Annotated in this window: 11 protein-coding genes; 3 read left to right on the forward strand and 8 right to left on the reverse strand. The window is 37.4% G+C overall.

The genetic code is table 11. The features are described 5' to 3' along the window. The first annotated feature begins 1,110 nt into the window (after positions 1-1,110). Complete coding sequence (locus NEOC84_RS07075) at positions 1,111-2,502, forward strand: hypothetical protein (protein WP_166157267.1); 1,392 nt, start codon at positions 1,111-1,113, stop codon at positions 2,500-2,502. Between the two features lie 21 nt (positions 2,503-2,523). After that, positions 2,524-3,189 carry a hypothetical protein gene (locus tag NEOC84_RS07080; protein ID WP_166157270.1) on the forward strand — a complete coding sequence of 222 codons (666 nt, stop codon included), beginning with the start codon at positions 2,524-2,526 and terminating at the stop codon, positions 3,187-3,189. 752 nt (positions 3,190-3,941) lie between these two features. Here NEOC84_RS07080 and nrdJ read toward each other — a convergent pair. The 8 genes from nrdJ to NEOC84_RS07120 form a co-directional block, all read right to left on the reverse strand. Next, positions 3,942-5,954 (reverse strand): ribonucleoside-triphosphate reductase, adenosylcobalamin-dependent, encoded by a 2,013-nt coding sequence (gene nrdJ, locus NEOC84_RS07085; protein WP_166157273.1) that lies wholly within the window; start codon positions 5,952-5,954, stop codon positions 3,942-3,944. Positions 5,955-6,262: 308 nt separating this feature from the next. Beyond that, positions 6,263-7,243, reverse strand: coding sequence for a hypothetical protein (locus NEOC84_RS07090; RefSeq protein ID WP_166157276.1), 981 nt, complete (start codon positions 7,241-7,243; stop codon positions 6,263-6,265). Between the two features lie 162 nt (positions 7,244-7,405). Then, positions 7,406-7,654: a hypothetical protein gene (locus tag NEOC84_RS07095; RefSeq protein WP_166157279.1), complete on the reverse strand. Its 249-nt coding sequence runs from the start codon at positions 7,652-7,654 to the stop codon at positions 7,406-7,408. Between the two features lie 153 nt (positions 7,655-7,807). Next, the gene (locus NEOC84_RS07100; protein WP_166157282.1) at positions 7,808-8,626 is read right to left on the reverse strand and encodes a hypothetical protein; all 819 of its coding nucleotides are present in this window, start codon (positions 8,624-8,626) and stop codon (positions 7,808-7,810) included. After that, on the reverse strand, positions 8,619-10,304 hold the full coding sequence (locus NEOC84_RS07105; protein ID WP_166157285.1) for a BatD family protein: 1,686 nt from the start codon (positions 10,302-10,304) through the stop codon (positions 8,619-8,621). Before NEOC84_RS07105 ends, NEOC84_RS07100 begins: the two co-directional genes overlap by 8 nt. A 56-nt stretch (positions 10,305-10,360) precedes the next feature. Next, positions 10,361-13,252: a VWA domain-containing protein gene (locus tag NEOC84_RS07110; RefSeq protein ID WP_166157288.1), complete on the reverse strand. Its 2,892-nt coding sequence runs from the start codon at positions 13,250-13,252 to the stop codon at positions 10,361-10,363. Beyond that, a complete protein-coding gene (locus tag NEOC84_RS07115) occupies positions 13,249-14,382 on the reverse strand; it encodes a VWA domain-containing protein (protein WP_166157291.1) in 1,134 nt (377 codons plus the stop codon). Before NEOC84_RS07115 ends, NEOC84_RS07110 begins: the two co-directional genes overlap by 4 nt. Before the next feature lie 494 nt (positions 14,383-14,876). Then, complete coding sequence (locus NEOC84_RS07120; RefSeq protein ID WP_166157293.1) at positions 14,877-15,986, reverse strand: hypothetical protein; 1,110 nt, start codon at positions 15,984-15,986, stop codon at positions 14,877-14,879. Positions 15,987-16,609: 623 nt separating this feature from the next. Between NEOC84_RS07120 and NEOC84_RS07125 the strand changes: the two genes are divergently transcribed. Next, positions 16,610-16,961, forward strand: a 352-nt coding sequence (locus NEOC84_RS07125) for a transposase (RefSeq protein ID WP_207391756.1), incomplete at its 3' end; no start/stop codon positions are given.

Raw genomic sequence — 16,961 nt, forward strand, 5'->3', positions numbered from 1 at the left:
TTTAAAGCTTTTTCAACGCGCGTTATTGCACAAAAAACTTTGTGAACTTTACAGACTGAATAAGCAAAAAAAGCTTTTAAACTTGAGCTACTAACTTATTGGCTAAGCTTGAAAAAGGTTTAAGAACCCTCCATACAAACTTCCTTAAAGATGGCATAAAAACGCTGGATGCTCTTTTCTTCAAATCGAATCATAATCATCACTCGTTTTTTTAGGTGTTACCTTTATAGCTTGATCAAAAATGTTTTCGGTTTTTGCATGTAGATTCCCTCGATTACCTCTCACGGCGAGTAAGTAATAACCTCCTTGATTGCTAACATATTTAGCTGTAACCTTTTGACATCCAAGACTACCAATTAATTATAACTCTTTTAAATACCCAGCATGTTTAATAAGAATAGAATGGCAGTTATTTCTTTTGATCTTGTATCCGTAAGCAAGCCGGCCAAGTCTCTTACTTTTGGCTGCAAACAGATTAATCCTATGAATAGCTTTTCCTTCGCAAGCTGCATCTTGAGATGCCTCTTATTTGCCATCTATAGCAATTTCTCCTTTGATAGCCCCTGCCTTAGCTGATGTCCAGCATATAAAACATCTTTCAAAATTTGAGGCAAAAACATAGCGAAAATCCTTCCTAAAGGATTATGTACGCCTGCTAGGCAAATTCCATGCTATTGCAGCCAAATTAGGTTGCAAGATACCCATCAATAGATTGTTGCCCAATCATTTGCACTCCATGAAACCGCTAAAATGCCAATGATAGTGATGTCAAATAGCTATAAACTTGGCTGCTTTGCTTCCTTGAATCTTCCAGAGCTTTAAATACAACAAAAACGCTATTTGGCTTATGAGTATTCATTTTCCTCTCCTTCTTCAAGGAAAAGAATGATAATCATATCCGTTGCTTTTCCAGCTTAAATCTTCCTGTAATTTTTCTAATATCCTCTAGTTTTTTCACTCTTTTGTCTACTGATATAACAATGCATTAATGATTAAGTATTTATTTATAATAATAATAAAAATTTTCATTTAATTAATTAATTTAATGTTTTTAATTTAAAATTAATTTTATAATAGCTTTATAAGCATAGTAATTTAATATGGTTATCTATGGATAATAGTTCACAGAGTCCATTTGTCAGAGCCAACCTTGATACCTTATCTTTAGAGGGCTGGAACATCCTTGTTGGCCAAATGTTAGATAGCCAACAGGAAGCTGTCAAAAAAGAGGGAAGAAAGTATATTTACCTAAACCCTCACGAGAATGAGATTGCCGTAGGCCGTAAGAAGGAGATTCCATCAGGTTTTACAAAACTAACTCATGAAAAGATAATAGAAATTTCTATTAGTAAGCTACCCCCCTATTTAAGTGAAGATCAAGTAATTGAAACGCAAAAGAGCATAAACAGAATTTTTAGCACAAAAGAACCACAAACTCTTTCCAAAAAGTTTTTTAGCATTTTTAGCTCTTCTTCTTCTTCTGTGGGAAGTAAGGTACCTATCGAGATAGCTATAAATCATCGAGCTGTTCTTGGAGAGTTAGAAAGAACACTACCAGAAACTGTTCAAATTCTACGCTCTATAGCAGGACAGACAGGAATATATTTTCTACATCATACCGATTATAGTGAGGCTCCTCTTGCTCTAAAATTAATGCCAAATCCTAGCACCCATGTGATCGCTGATCATTTTTATAGAAAGCTAAATTTTTCAACCCCTCTTTATACTACATTCCCTAGAGAATCAGAGTTAGGGCAACTAGCCTTAAAGAAGCTAGAAAATTTGGCGTTAAATGATTTAAGAGAAAAGCATCAGCTGGCAGAAGATAGCCAACAAGCAGAAATCTATGGGGAGAGAATTAGGCAATTAGAATATCAGCTAGAAAGTACTCAACATATAATGGTAATGAAGTATATTTCAGGCACACCTTTTGCTGAGCTGCCAGTAGATGAATTTATGAAAGCCTTAACGCAAGAAAAGATTTTATTGGATATAGGAGAAATGATCTTTTTAGACGTATTATTCCACAATACAGATCGCATGCATCCTGAAAGATCAAATAATTTGGATAATTTACTCTTACAAACTGAGCCCTCAGAGGGGAAGAGAAGTATAGCTTTAATTGATCATGATTTTAAAGTTGATAGTAGAAATTGGACAACTGTCGCTAAGACTCTTGAAAATTTAGCCAAAGGGAATTTAACTGAAAAAATTATTGATAATTTGTGCACCTCTATTAACTTTAAACTTAAAGATGATCCTGTAACAGCTGAGGAGTATCAGGAGAGTTTAAAGAAAGATGATAAAATTAGAGTGTTCTTACAAGAGGGTTTTCGTAAAGGAGCCCATAATTTACTAGAAGCTTGCAAAGACTCAGAAGTATTACCAGCATTATTAGATGTTTCCTCGCCTAATAATCCCTCTTCACAAGAAGCAGTGCTTTCTGATAGGGTAGAAACATTCAAAAAACTATTAAAAATCGTGAAAAAAGAATTTCATTAATAAAAGATAAGTAGGGAAAAAATGAGTGTACCTGTTAGAGGAGAATATCATGACTTGGCAGCTCGAGCAGATTTTTTAAAAAAGTTTACTTTAACATTTAGTAGCCCTTTAAAATTAAATAAAGATACCTATAATCGCATAAAATATTATGCACCAAAAGCTCTTAAAACCCATTTTCTATTTAATTTAGAGAAACTATATTATCAATTGATAAAAAAAAGCCACCCTGTTAATTATGAAAAATATAAGCTGATAGTCAAAGATGTAGAAAAGTATCTAAAAACCAAACAACAACAGCTCACTTTACTAAGCAACCATCTATTAGTAGATGCGCAGGATCCCTGGTTATTGGCTTACACTCAAACTAAAAACATGTCTTTGCAAGAAGCTAGTGAGCATCTACAAGATCTTTTATTTTCCTGGGAAGAATTAGCCAAATATGAGCTTGAAGACTTTATTCCTTTAGACTTAAAAGACTTGGACGACTACATACAGAAGTTAGATGAAATCTATCGGCCCTTATTAGAAAAAAGCTGCCCCGTGGAAAATAAGTCTTTAGAGAATCAAAAACTCAACGAGCTAGCTGATAGAATTTCTACTTTAAGAGATAAAATTGAGCATCATAATTTCTCAGAAATCTCTCAACTATGCCAAAATATTCGGGCTATTATACATGTTACAAGTTAAGCTAGGATTAACATTTATCATTGACAGATGGGTAGAGGACCAAAATTCATAAAAATTAAGGATAATGATAGGCGGGCCTGTTGGAAGGCAATATCATGATTTGACAGCTGGGGCAAGTTTTGTAAAAGTTGCCAGAGTATAGTAAGCTTAAGATGCGATTCTGCAGGCATCTATAAATTTAAAGATGCTTGCAAATTGCTAGTTTTTTTAAAGGCTGCCCTTTTTGATTCCTATTGATTCCTTCTCCTGAAAAATTTAAGGAGCACTATCCCCAGATCGCTTACATATAAAAAGTTTTGCAGGTAGGACTATAGCTTACCTAGTACGCATGTAGGTATGGCTTCTGCAAGAAAAGCTAGAATAGATTTCGCTTACCGATAAAGAGTTCTGATGCAGGTCTAAAGCACCTCCCTTCATCTTGCGCCCTAGGCAGACTAACTACTTAAAAAGGCCTTACGTGCAATGACTAAGTTTCTTAAAGCTTCTTTTACGCAGTCGATAGGAAAAGCCTTAAAGAACTAGCTGATTAAGTCTCTTTATTAAGAGTCAAGATTAAAAATTAAACTCTGTTAAAAATTTCTCTCCTCTTTAAGAGATCTAACCCCTACACTCTATTAAAAACTAAAACCAGCAAAGTGCATTTTTTTTAATTTAAAAGCTATTCCTAGTAGAGGGTCCATTTAAGGATAACTAAGTAGCAAGCTAAGGTCCAATGCTTGCTACTTAGTCTCTTTTCTAGCTTATCGCCTAGCTTAACGGACGGGGCAAGCACCTGTTGCACACGCAGCTTCTAGCTCTTCATCGCGCATTTCAATGCCTGAATAATCGATATCTTTCAACTTAGCCACATAGGTATCATAGTTTTCTTTAGTGACCACTTCCTGTGGTAAATAGGCATATCCTAGGTCTTCGGCATTTTTTGTAGGATCATTACGAAATAGGAAGGAGACTCCTACATAAGTATCCCAATTCTCTAACAGCCAGTCAATAATAGCAGGAACCTCGGAGGGATCATAAGAGATGGTATTGGAAACATTCTGCTCACACCATGTTTCTTGTAAAAGTTTATACCACTCGAGCTGATGAACAGCCGAATCGGTGTTTACCTCTACCTCTTCCACTTTGCCATTCTTCCTGGTGACCATCATCCGCGTAAACGAAATGCCTTCAAATTTTACAGGAAATTTAACAAGCACAGATTCTGGCTCGTAAGGTTTTTCTACCACCGTATAGCCTGCAGCGCGAAAACGTCCCACTAATGGATCATGCTTAGAATAAGTAATATTATTGAAAATATATTTTCCTAGCGGTAAATGCACCCCTTCTGGCACTTCACCCCATTCTTCTGTTCCCATGATTTTGCTTAAGGTGCCACTAGGTTTCACGCAAGTGACGTTTTTAGGCAAAGGAGAATTAAGCTCATTAGCCATACTATAAGCTGCACTTACAGTGATATTACGCATACGCTTGTAATCATAGGCAGTCAGATCACTTCTTGCACGAATACCTGTTAAACCTACCCCACATAGATGGAGAAAATCATTATTGAGATGCCAAGCTTCTTGAAGGATTTCATCTCTTAAGTTAACCATCGTTTGACGATAGTTCATTCTGCCGGCTAGATAAAGGGCTCTCTCTAAGCCAATTTTATCCCCTTTAAATGCTAATACATTTACCTCGGTTAAGTTGCAAAAACTTTTATTACCTAAAAGAATCTCTACACATGGATTACAGCCTTTAAACCAAGGTGCCCTCCTTTCAGCCTCCATGGCATTAATAAAACCAGGTTCTGATCCTCCAGAATCCATCATGAGTTGAAAAAGGCTTTCTAATTCTGCTTTGGTTGGTTTTTGGCGAAAAAGAAGGCTATTATTGGATTGTTGACGATGAGCATTTCCTTTAAGCCACCATTCTTTTTTTGCTACTGCAAACTCTTCCCATTCTGGTTGAGCATATTCAAATAGCGCAATCTGGGCTGAGCGGCGGCTAGAAAGAATGGTACCCAGCCAATTGACGATATCTAAGATATCTATGCGAGTCAGAAGCTGATCAGCCCGGTCGGATAAAATTTTAGCAATCGCTTTAAAGGCTTTAGCAATTTGCTCATCTCCTGATGAAATCCAGCCATACCCTTTAAGGCGTGTCCCTGCAGGTCGGATCTCAGAAAAATCAAGTACTAAAGTTCTAGCAGGATATTTACCTGCCACTAGTTTACCCACAGCTTTTGCCCAAGCAATCGCTGAATCTCCGACTTTAATTGTCCATGTTTTTGTTTCAGGATCATAAGTTTCTACATTATTCTGCTCGCCACCTTTGCCTGTTCGATTAGAACGAATCACCCGAATCTCTTGTAAAGGCCTACGAAAACCGTTTAGAGTGCCAGTAATAGGCCTAAAGCCTACACCGCAACCTTGTAACAAGAGCCAAAGCACATCGACAATATCATAGACTGTTTCCACATGGGTATAAGAACAATTAAACATGCTAGACTCACGTTTACGGCTCAACTCTGTTCCACCCAACCATAAAGTTCTGCCGGCAGGTGCTACTTGACGATTAAGAATAAGCCCGCGTAGCTCTTCCAATTCATCATCTTCGCGATCACTCAGATTACGCCCTAAAGCTCTTTCCCACAGCCAATGCTGATGGCTAATTACTCGTTCAACAACTTGATCCCAACTTTCTAGCAAAGTTTCTCCCTCATTGATAGGGCGATGATATGTTCTCAAAGCTGTGGCCATAGCCCTTGCTGTTGGTTTTGTCATGATCTTTAATCCTTACATAGATAAAATATTTTAAAAATCTCTTTCTTTCTTTTTCTAAAAACACAAGATGTTGTGGTATAAAAGCAAAAAAACCACTACCGCTTGTGTTTTTAAACGTCCAAGGTATCTCCTTTTTTGCCTTAAAAGTCAATATCGACTTTTTTTTTAAATCCTCCCTGGGAAGAAAGAAAAGAAGAGCTTTTAAGTTATTGATTCTAAAAGAGCTGAAGCGGATTAAAAAACCTTTTTTCAGTTATCTATAGTTTTAAGGATAAAGAGCTTAAGTTTACTAGAAAATACTTTCTTTTTTATTTGAACATCTTCACAAGCTCTGCAAGCTTCACATCTTTAAGTTGGATTGGATTATCTAAAGCATGCGAAGCTCTTTGCTTTAAAATTTTTTGGATTTTTTGCTCTTCTTGCTCTTGATCTAATAAATGATAGTAGTCAGCACAGATTGTCAAAAGCTCTTGAAAGTCCTCTTCTATTTCAAGCATAGGAAATGTTTGACGGACAAGTAGACGAAATAGTTCAGGAGTGCCTCCATTGGATAAAAAAGTAAGAACTTCTAAACTCAAATCTAAATCCTGCGCTTTTTTAATGCGTTGAATGAGGTGCAAAATTATTTCATCCGAGTTTTCGGGCTCAGAACGATAAAGAAGGCGTGCCCGCAAAAAATCAAACCAAGCTACATCCTTACAATAAGGTCCAAAGCTCTCTAGCAAATCAGCTGCATAAGGATAATGATGATCGTCAATCTGCTCAGCAATATAATCATATAGAAATGTTTCCAAATCATGGGCGCATCCTTGAGATACCATTTCGAATATCTCCAAAGGGTCTGCTCCTTCATCAGCATGCTTACCAAGAATCATCTCTAGATTAGACATTGCATCTTGAATGTCTGCTGGATAAGCACATTTTCCTTGATCATAAGCAAAAATTTGATGATCTAATTCATCACAAAAAATGGATAAACAGGGCTTTTCATTTACAAAACGGCGCCATAATTCGAAAACCACTAAATATATTTGATCTTGCTCACTTGCCTCTAAATTTAAATCTGCGACTAAACCCTCGCACAGCTCCTCCGGTGAATCCACATCTTGCGCCAACGCCAGCAGGGAAACTTTATCTAAAGCCATATCTTTTTGACGCAATCTTTCAAATAAATCTTCATGAGAAAGACGACGATAATCCTCAACCTGCCAAGGTTGCACCTGGGTGTTAGGATCTAACAACCAATTTATACGCAAAGAATTAAACAAAGCACGCCGCTCAATATTCATAGGAGTATGTCACCCTTTTTTATATAAAAAATCATAGCATATTTATAATAAATAATCTAGGTAAGTAAGCAAGAAAGATAAAGAAGTTTGTAGACGAAAACGCTATTAAAGTTAAATTAAAAAGTAGGTGAAAGTTTAAAAGAATAAAGGAGCTATCAACATTTAATAATCTCTAACTCGGGAAAGCTGCTTTTCCATTTGATGAACACGCTCTTGCAGTTCGACAAACAACACTTCTAAGGCTCGGCATTTTCTGTCAAATTCTAAAGTATTTTTCAAAGTACCGTCTAAAGTGTTTTTTAGAGTAAGATAGGAGTTGCTTAAAACAGGGCAAAAGGTTGAGCTTGGTAAGCTCCATGCCTCTGAATTACTTTCATGCAGCGTGGGTCTATCACTGTCTTGTGCTATCATTCTTTTTCTCCAAAAGTAATGTGCTGACCAGAATATCAAAAAATTCATATTAATCACAAGCGAAAATTAGGAGCCAGGCAGATATAGAAGCTATACAAAATGTTCGTGAGTTTAAGGTAGCTTAGCCTCTTACAAATATTTTCAATCCAACTTTTAAGGCCTCAAAAAGCGAATAGATTCTTGAGAAATGAAACCTATTAAATGATCGGTCGTTCGTATCTTTAACACCCTTCCCTGTTCTTCAGATTCCAGCACCTCTACTTTACTTCCTCCCCTTAAAGGTTGCAAAGTCACTAAAGCCAAGTTAAGATTTTTTTCTCCATATAAGTGAGTCGCGTGAATCAAAACACCTTCTATAGGCTCAAAATATTGGCTATAAATAATGCTACAAAAAAATAAGAGATTTACAAGGGCTACGCTACCCACCAGAATTTTTAACCTTGCCCAATTTTTCCATATCCATAAAGAGGCAAGACTGCAAAAAAGAAAAGTAAAGACACATAGAATTTCTAAACGCTCGGGTAAAGACAAATAAAAGTGAAAGGAAAAAACTTTTTTTAACAAGGAAGGTGACTGCGTAGAAGGGATATTTAGCTTAGCAAGCGTTTCTTTTAATTTAAACTCAACTTCCAGATCGCGTGGCCTTAAGCGCTTAGACTGATAAAAATAAAAAGCCGCCCAGGGATACTGCTCAAGATTAAAATAGGTTTCAGCCAAGTTACTATACAGGGCACCATTGCCCTGCAGAGGGCAATAGAGCTTATCTAAAGAATGATAAATCATCAATAATCTGTTAAGGGATTGGCGACGATGAAAAAAATTGTTAGATTGCGCAGCCTCTTGGTAAGCTGCACGCGCTTGCTCTAAAAGAGGTACGGAAGAATTAGAAAAAGGAAGGATAAAAAAATTTAAGAGAGCATACCCTATTGCTACGCTAAGCAAAGCACAAAAATAGATCGTTTTATTAACCATGTTTAATCTCTTGAAGTTTTTGGTGCAACCGCTGCCCTTCTTCTAAAGCTTGAGAATAGAGCTTTTCATCTGGCGCTGTGCCACTATAACGCTGAAAATCGATAGACAGCAGCAAAGCACGTACTTCGCCTGCAATCCCCTCCAAAGGTAGATCTGCTCCTACAACTTCTTGGTGATTAATTAGGCCACATTCAAATAATTGCTGGATTAACAATCGATGAAGCAATTCATAAAAGAGAAGAGAATTTTGGGGGGCTTTTAACATCTCTTGATACATGCCTAAGCTCGTCTTCTTTTTTGCTTTCCCTCCTCGAATTTTTAGTGAAACTTGTAATTTATATTGCAGTCCCACTACTCCTAAGCTTAAAGGAATTAACCCTATTACCCACCAAGAACCCAAAATTTTATTCCTTAAATCGGCAGGGTCTAAAGATTGCATTTGATAGAAAGCTAAAGGAGGCAGATGCTGATAGCTCTTTATCCATTCTGCTAAAGTTTCTTGGCTTTGAAAGGTTATAGGAAGAGAAGAGGCCAGATCAGTAGATAAGATATTTTCGCTAGGAGAAATAGTAAGAGCAATAGGAGCGCTATGCAAAATTTTATACTGCTCGCTCTTAGGATCAAAATAAGAAAATTGAATAGAAGGCAGACTTTTAATCTCTGCAGAAAGAGGGTAAAGCTGGATCTCAAAGTATTTGCTATCATCTTCTTTTTTACCTATCGCAGGAAGGTCATTTTCTTTAAAAAGGCCGCTAAAGCCTGGTTGACAACAAATTTCAGGAAGAGAAACGCTATCCCAATTCGAGGTATTGCCTTTAATGGTTACCCTCACAAAAACTGGATCTCCCACGCTAAGGGTTGCAGCACTCAGTAAGTTTATATCCATCGTAAATTCTCCAAAAGCTCCATTAAAAGAAGCTGGCTGATCTTCTAAGGGAAAAGGCTTTACGCTTAGTTTAACAAGGGGTGCTTGAGAGCTAAGATGAGTGGTTGTAAACTGCTTATTACCTCTAGCATCTTCCACGTATACTACTCCTTCGATTCTGGAAGGCCCCCAAGCATATTCTCCAGGTTTAAGCGCTTGAACTTGCTGAGAAACTTCAAAAAAGCTTAAATCTTTTTCTGTCCAAGTGCGGATATCAGGACGCCCTACTTTCTGCAACCCCTCTGCTTCCAACATAGGCAATACTTCTTTTAAAAGAGCAATATTGCCTTTATAGCTATAGCGATAAACTAATTTTGTTTCTTGGCCTGGATATAACTGTTTAAGACCTTCGTTGTACGCCTCCAACTGAAGAGCAGCCTTAAAGTTCTCATCCGATGATGCTAAAGGAGAGGCAAGAGGAGCTTGAATTTCATAGGTAATAGGGAAAGTTTTAAAGATTTTCCCATCCACTTTTAAAGATAAAGAAGAAAGTGTGTAGGTTCCTTGATTTTGAGGAGGTAAAGTAAATTGATAGATACTGACAGTTAATAGGCTGTCGGGAGAGATTTTTACGCTCCTCAGCAAATTAATCTTTAAAAAACGATCATTTAAAAGGGCACTTGATTCCTCTACTTTTTGATCGCTATTATGCGTAACTTCTAGTGTACCTTTTAAGGGCCATCCTTGATGCAAAGTCACTGGATCAAGAAAAGCACTTACAGAAATATTTGCTAAGACAGAAGCTTGAATCAAGATAGATCCTAAAAAGACTAACATCCCCTTCAGTTTCCAATGATAAAAAAGAAAAGCTACCATGGCTTTAAACCTTCTTTGATAAAAGCAGGTTGAGAAGGCAGCGGTTGATCTTGCCTATTCATCTGTTGAATCAAACGTGCCATCTCCTCAAAAGATGATTGAAAAGGCTGAGGAGATGAGGTTTGTAAATTAGGTTCCATAGAGCACTTACCTGTTTTATGAGGTTCTTTCATCTTTGTAAGGGCCTCTTGCCAGATATCCAATACTTTTTCCTGAGCCTTCATAAGTTTAGGTAGGTCTAATAACGAAGTTTGAACAAGGTCTACAATTTTTTTAGCCAGCCTATTTCCTTGCTGAAATAAAGGAAACACTTCGTTCCAGGGAGAAAATTGGCAACGTTCCTCCCTCCCCGCAAGCGAAGCTTTGGCATTAAATTTTGCAAGCTGCTGAGAGTAGGCAGCTTGATGAAAATATGAGGAAAATGTTAGCAAATATTCCTGGGAGGGTAGGATAAACAAAGCTGCCTCATGCACAGTCTCGCCTTGGCTTTCTTGCAAACGAGCGAGAAGTCTTGCCTGAGCTAATGCATGCCTCTGTTCATCTATCGCAGCTTCAAGGACTAGATCTGGACGAGCATGAATATCGGCGTGAAGAATTAAAAGAACACGCCTTAACTGTTGAAAAGATTCATTAAAGTACAATTGAGCTTTTAAATCCTGCAAAAGTTGAAGCTGGTCCGAACTCGCCTGCAAATTATTTTCGATAGCCTCCATACCAGCTTTAAGTCTTTCATGTTCTGAAGGCAAGGAAATCCTATGCAGTTTTTGCTTTAAGAAAAGCAGCGTATTAAATTCTAGAAGATCTTGCAAAGCGGCTAGTGAAAAATCGCTTAAAAGACTGGCTATATTCTCTTGAAAGGGATGTTGCGCAAAAAGAAGATGCATAAAGTGATTTAACCCCTCCATTGCCATTCCTAGGTTAGCTTCAGCGGCAGTAAAATGGCTCTTTGAGATTAAGGGAGCTACCTGATTAAAATATTTTGCCGCTCTTTCCAATAAGAAAAAATTTTTATCCCTCTGGAGTTGAAGATTAAGTGCATCCCATAGAGGAAGCCAACTCATTACATGTCTCTTAAAAAGATCTCGATATTTATCTTCTAAAGAAGCTGTCAGATGGCTTTCCAACAAAAAATCAAGATCTTGCTTGAGCAGCTGCAAGCCGGTTGCTAACCATGGAAGACTTTGCGAGGGGGCTGCCTGCACCATAAGATTATCTCTAGCTTTTTCGCGCATATCCACCCTAGCCATTTTAGAAAGAGTAGCTGCTTGGCCTAAAGGATAGCCCTTTTGACACTCATCTTGCCCGCTAAGTTTTAAGAGTTGACATTCAGCTTCTTGAACTAAAGGAATGTTTTCTAAAAAGCATTCAAAAAAGTAAAGCGCTTTAAAATAAGAATCTGGAAGAGGTGACGAAGAAGCCTGCGGAACTTGGCGTAACCTCTCTCCCTGATAAAAGTTAGCAAGCGCAAGATTTCTAAGAACGCGATACCTTAATAAAGGCGCACTAGTTTTGTTCCTCGATAAAGCCTGCAATATCTCGATAGCTTCCTCTTGCTTTCCTTGTGCAGCCAAAGCAGTCCCTAAATTATATGTCACTACACTTTTTTCCCATGCAGATAGATCTTCTGCTAGCATTTTTTGATAGATGTTGGTTGCTTCAACATAATTTTTAGCTGAAAAATAATCGGCTCCCAGCTGCAGCGACTCTTGCAGATTTTCACTAGCGGTAATTTTACCTAAGAAAAAAAAGCTGATGAATAAGAAGGCTGAAAATTTATTTAAACGCAAAGAAGTAGATGAAGAAAAGGCCCTATCTGGCCATAACAGGTAAAAAGCCAACAAAAGGATAGCCAAACTTAAAGGAAACTGGTAATAGGAATCATACTTTAAATCCTCTTCTACATTTAAGGCTTGCCTTGCATCCTTTAAAGAAAAAATATCGGCTTTAGAAATTTGAGCAGCAAGATCCTCAGCAATGGCACTAGCAGGAAAAGCATAGCCGGCGTAATAGCGCCCCTCCCCTTTTTCACTTAAAGCCTTCAAAACATCTTCGTTTAAATGAGAAATGATTCTTTGGCTTTTATCCCTTAAATGAGAAATTTCTAGGCCTTTCAATGTACCTACACCAATCGTATAAATGCGCGTTTCTTGCAGCGCACCTAATGAAGCTTCTAGCTCTTTGATATAATTTAGACGAGCACTTCCCGCTAACTCTTCCAAGCGATTATCGCCACCATCAGAAATGATAATGATAGTTTTAATAGAAGAGGTTAAAGATGCCAGGTAATGTTCATGCAGATAGCGCAGCATATCTTTTAGATCAGTTCCACTTACATCACCTTCATTAATCGCCAAATGATGTAACATGAGCCGCATAAAAAGGTAATCCATAGAAGGCGGAGATAGCTTGGTCACCTCTGAGGTAAACCCATACAGCGATGCTGACTGCCCTTGCAGGCGGCTTATTACCTGATCGGCAATATTCTTAGCATTCTCTAAACGGCTTTCGCCTAGTCGTCCATCTAATAGGCTCATAGAGGCAGAAGCATCAATCAAAAAAACCACCTCATGCGGTTGCATACGCTTAATATCATGCGTCTGTTGAAGATGTTCTATCATTTCTTGAGAATAATGGGGATGGCCTTTAGGCTGCATTAAAGCTAAGCAAAGGAACATCCAAGCTCCACATATTGCTGCTACCTTTAAGCCCAAGCATAGCTTAGGCTGGGCCATTAATACATAGGGCAATTTGTCTTTACTCGTATAATGAGCAAAGATTTTTAGACGGTGGCAATAAAGCCTCCAAAATAATAGTAGAAATAGGAGAATAAAAAATAGTAAATAGCTTGCTTGGGGAAAAGTATAGTAAAGCCCATTAAAGTTCATGGAACCTTCCTTAAGAAGGTCGTTTGCAGGACAATGGCTAGCCATACCATAAACATTCCGCCTGCTATTAAATAAGGAGAAAATGAAATCTGCTGATAAATAGACGGTTTTCCTCCCACCAGCCCTTGCGAAAGAAGAATACTTTTTTCTAGGCGATCAATCGTGGCATATACCGTTTTCATCTCACCAGGATCATTTAATATAAATAAGCCTCCTCCCGTCAATTGGGTAATTTCTTCCATTTGTCGCCGCTGAGAAGATAGCTGATCAGCATACATCCTAGGATCAATATTGATAAAATAAAGACGAACCCCCTTTTCTTTTGCAAAAGCTGCCGCCTCTTTTAGTCCTAGATTACGCCAAAGGCTATTTTTGTCTAAAATATTAGGATCTTGCAGGCCATCTGTCACTAAGATAATGATAGAATTTTTTATGTTATAAGCAGGCAGACTTTTTTGAGCTAAATGATTAGCATAATACTGGGTAGCAGCAATCATGCTAACAGTTTTGTAAATAGCATAACCCATGGCCGTACCATTGTCTTCTTGTTTTTTAACCACCTGAATATGAGCTAAAGCTTTTAAAATCTGTTGATGGTCTAGGGTCAAAGGAGAAAGAATATGAGGCACTCTAGCAAAGGTGATGAGTCCTATAAGATCGTTAGCTCTTCCTTTTAAGCCTGCGGAAGGGTTTCCTTCGATAAATTCTTTTGTGACTTGTTTAAGGAGAGCTTCTTTGGAAATATTCTGTCTTTTACCGCCAAGGGTAGCTGTCACCTCTTCTGCCATAGAGCCAGATTGATCAAGTAATAAGTAAATAGCAATTCCCTCGGTGGGGAGAAAATTTTTATCGTCTTTCTCAGCAACAGCTAAAGAGGGCCTGCGCACCAAAAGATGCGGGTCTGCTAAAGCAACTAAAAACAAAATTAATCCACCCCCATGAAGCCAAAGGGGAAGCTGAGAGAAGGTGGTCTTCCATCCAGAATTAAGAAAAGAAGAGTCTAGATGAGAAAATAGCAGGGACGGTTTTCTCAGGTGATTTTTTTTCCTTGCTAGGCCATAACATAAGCTAAATAAAACTAATGCTACTATGGATCCCCAAGGGTCGATTTCAAAAGAAATATTTTGCATACATTTACTTTACTACAGATGGGTATAACAAAATATAGATAAAGGATAAATAAGATAATGGCTTTTCTTAAAATAGCTAGAATGGCCCTATCCATTTTTATCACTGCATGCAACTTATTAACCTGTATAAAATTTATTTAAATAATATAAAACCTGTTAGGAAACATTAAGATCTTTAATGCTCTAAGATAAAGAGCATAAAAAAATATTAATCATAGGCTCTTAAGATACTCTTTATGCAGCCCCTCCTTTATAAGCCCCTCTCCTTTAAATAGAAGAGGCAGCTTTTAGAGGATGAAGGTAGGCAGATTTAGCCCTCTAAGGGGCATGATAGTGAATCCATTGAAAAGGCTAGGGCCGCTTTTTATTTTTCTTAACACTTTTAGTCAGCTTTGCTTCTATAAAAGCCCAAGAAGTAAAAAATTTAAATTTAACTTCCCAATTTCTATGATTTCCAAAGATGAGGACTTTAAGGCTTATATACAAAGTTGACCTTAAGGGACTACCATGATAAAAGCAGCGATATCATCGCTAGAGTTTTTATCTGTAGGATCTAATTTTTTAATATTAACATAATTGTCTCTCTCGAAGGTGGGGTGAACAATAGCCGCCTTAATTTCCTCCAAAAGATGGATGGGATCGATCTGCTGATGGCATAGAATAGAATGAAGAATTTCAGCGGGCAGAAAATCTGTAACTCCATCTGTAAATCCATAAATTTTGTCTCCCGTCTGGACCTCTTTTATCTCTAAATGAATGGATGAATTTTTACTTAGCGAAGACAATTCTAACGAGCTTTCGGGCGTAAGGCGGTGAATTTCCCCTCTCGTTTCATGCCATAGGGAACTATCTCCCACATGTGCTGAACAAACATATTTTTTTTGATCTATTTCCAAAATAATTGCCATACTAAAAGTAGATGCTGTGCCAGCTATTTCAAAAGAAGTATTGATATCTAATAAGACGCTCTTCATAAAAAGTAGAACTTGATCTTTATCATGGGTGCCCAACATTTCACTTTTGAATTTGCTTACAAAATCTCCATTAAACTTATTCCAAATAGGCTCTAATTTATTAGCTCTAACTCCTGGGTTACCATGCCCTGTTCCATCCGCAATATAAGCCGTTGCACATTCAGGAAAAACATGAACGAAATCCAAGACTCCCTGCTCAGTATCTTCTGAATGATAAGTCGCCGAAGCCTCACATCCCCAACTTTGGATGCTCATAGTTTTTGTAATAAAAAGGGGATCAATGTGGCAAATCCAGCGGCGCGCATTCAGGTTAACAATTTTTTCATCAAGATGCTGCAGAGCTTTTCTAGCGGTGGTGTCTTTTATTTCTGGGTTCTTTTCTCGTAAAAAATTGGCTACATTACTTAAGCTGGCTTCTCCTTTACCTAGATAGGCTAAAATTTTCTGCAGAAACGATAGCTGGCTTCTATCACTTAAAACTTGAAGGGTTTTTTCTCCGTTAGCTGTACGAAGCAACAAAATAGGCCTCTGGCCTCTATCATTTTTATTTTCTTTCGTTTTACTATACAAATCATAATAAGCATTAAGAGTGCTTTCTAAAGATGAATTTATATGACTTCCTGAGCTCATAGATGGTCTCCACTTTACTGATTATAGGATAAAGTTATAATAGCAATTAAATAGGATAAGGTTATAAACGAAATTAAATTTGTATTTAAATACCTAAAGAGGCTAGCATTCTTTTATATTCTAAAAAACCGACTCTATTAAAACTTTTTCCTTTGACAATTTTTAGATAGAGTCTAATCGATTACTTATCTTTAACGGGTGATCATGCTGCTAATTAGCGCATCTACGTTTTTAAATAATTTTTTCCAAAGTACTTCTTTAGCTAATCGTCCCGCTCCTGATTTTTTACTTCACTTGCAAAAATTTTTCAAAAAATAAATCTCCCAAGAACAGCCAGTTATCTGGGCGCAAAATTTTTTAAGAACCTACCCGATTAAGTTCTTTTTAAATTAAACCCTACTTATAATAATAGCATTAAAAAATAATAACTAAATATAAAATTTTAATATTTTAATATTTTAATATTTTAATATTTTAATATTTTAAATTTATAAAATAAAATACAACTTATTGGATAAAAGGGCGTTGTTGCGTAAATGCTAAGAAGTGTAGGCGATAAGATTGCCCTTTAACACATAAGAGCTATAAAATTTAGTTTGCTTAAACAAAAATATAGGCAGGCTATGGAAAAAAAGCTTAACTACCGCATACGTAACTGGTCGGATTATAACAAAGCTTTAGAACAAAGAGGAAGCATAACTTTATGGTTTTCGGATGAAACTATTAAAGGATGGAGGGAAAATAAAAGCACGGGGAAGAAGGGCCGTCCAAGAATTTACTCTGCTGACGCTATCCTATGCGTGTTGATGATTAGGGCGGCTTATCATTTACCCCTCCGTGCTGTACGAGGGTTTGTGTCATCGCTGATTACTTTGCTGGCTTTGGGATTGCCTGTTCCTTGTTATACCCGCATTTGTAGGCGTGCTAAAGAGCTTGGGCAAGAGCTTACAAAGCTAAGCCGTAAGCGTCCGACAG

The organism is Neochlamydia sp. AcF84 (assembly GCF_011087585.1).
GTDB lineage: Bacteria > Chlamydiota > Chlamydiia > Chlamydiales > Parachlamydiaceae > Neochlamydia.

Bases quoted from the DNA above. Each gene is read 5' to 3' on its own strand.
- NEOC84_RS07075 (WP_166157267.1), top strand. From the start codon at position 1,111: ATGGATAATAGTTCACAGAGTCCATTTGTCAGAGCCAACCTTGATACC.
- NEOC84_RS07080 (WP_166157270.1), top strand. From the start codon at position 2,524: ATGAGTGTACCTGTTAGAGGAGAATATCATGACTTGGCAGCTCGAGCA.
- nrdJ (WP_166157273.1), bottom strand. From the start codon at position 5,954: ATGACAAAACCAACAGCAAGGGCTATGGCCACAGCTTTGAGAACATAT.
- NEOC84_RS07090 (WP_166157276.1), bottom strand. From the start codon at position 7,243: ATGAATATTGAGCGGCGTGCTTTGTTTAATTCTTTGCGTATAAATTGG.
- NEOC84_RS07095 (WP_166157279.1), bottom strand. From the start codon at position 7,654: ATGATAGCACAAGACAGTGATAGACCCACGCTGCATGAAAGTAATTCA.
- NEOC84_RS07100 (WP_166157282.1), bottom strand. From the start codon at position 8,626: ATGGTTAATAAAACGATCTATTTTTGTGCTTTGCTTAGCGTAGCAATA.
- NEOC84_RS07110 (WP_166157288.1), bottom strand. From the start codon at position 13,252: ATGAACTTTAATGGGCTTTACTATACTTTTCCCCAAGCAAGCTATTTA.
- NEOC84_RS07115 (WP_166157291.1), bottom strand. From the start codon at position 14,382: ATGCAAAATATTTCTTTTGAAATCGACCCTTGGGGATCCATAGTAGCA.
- NEOC84_RS07120 (WP_166157293.1), bottom strand. From the start codon at position 15,986: ATGAGCTCAGGAAGTCATATAAATTCATCTTTAGAAAGCACTCTTAAT.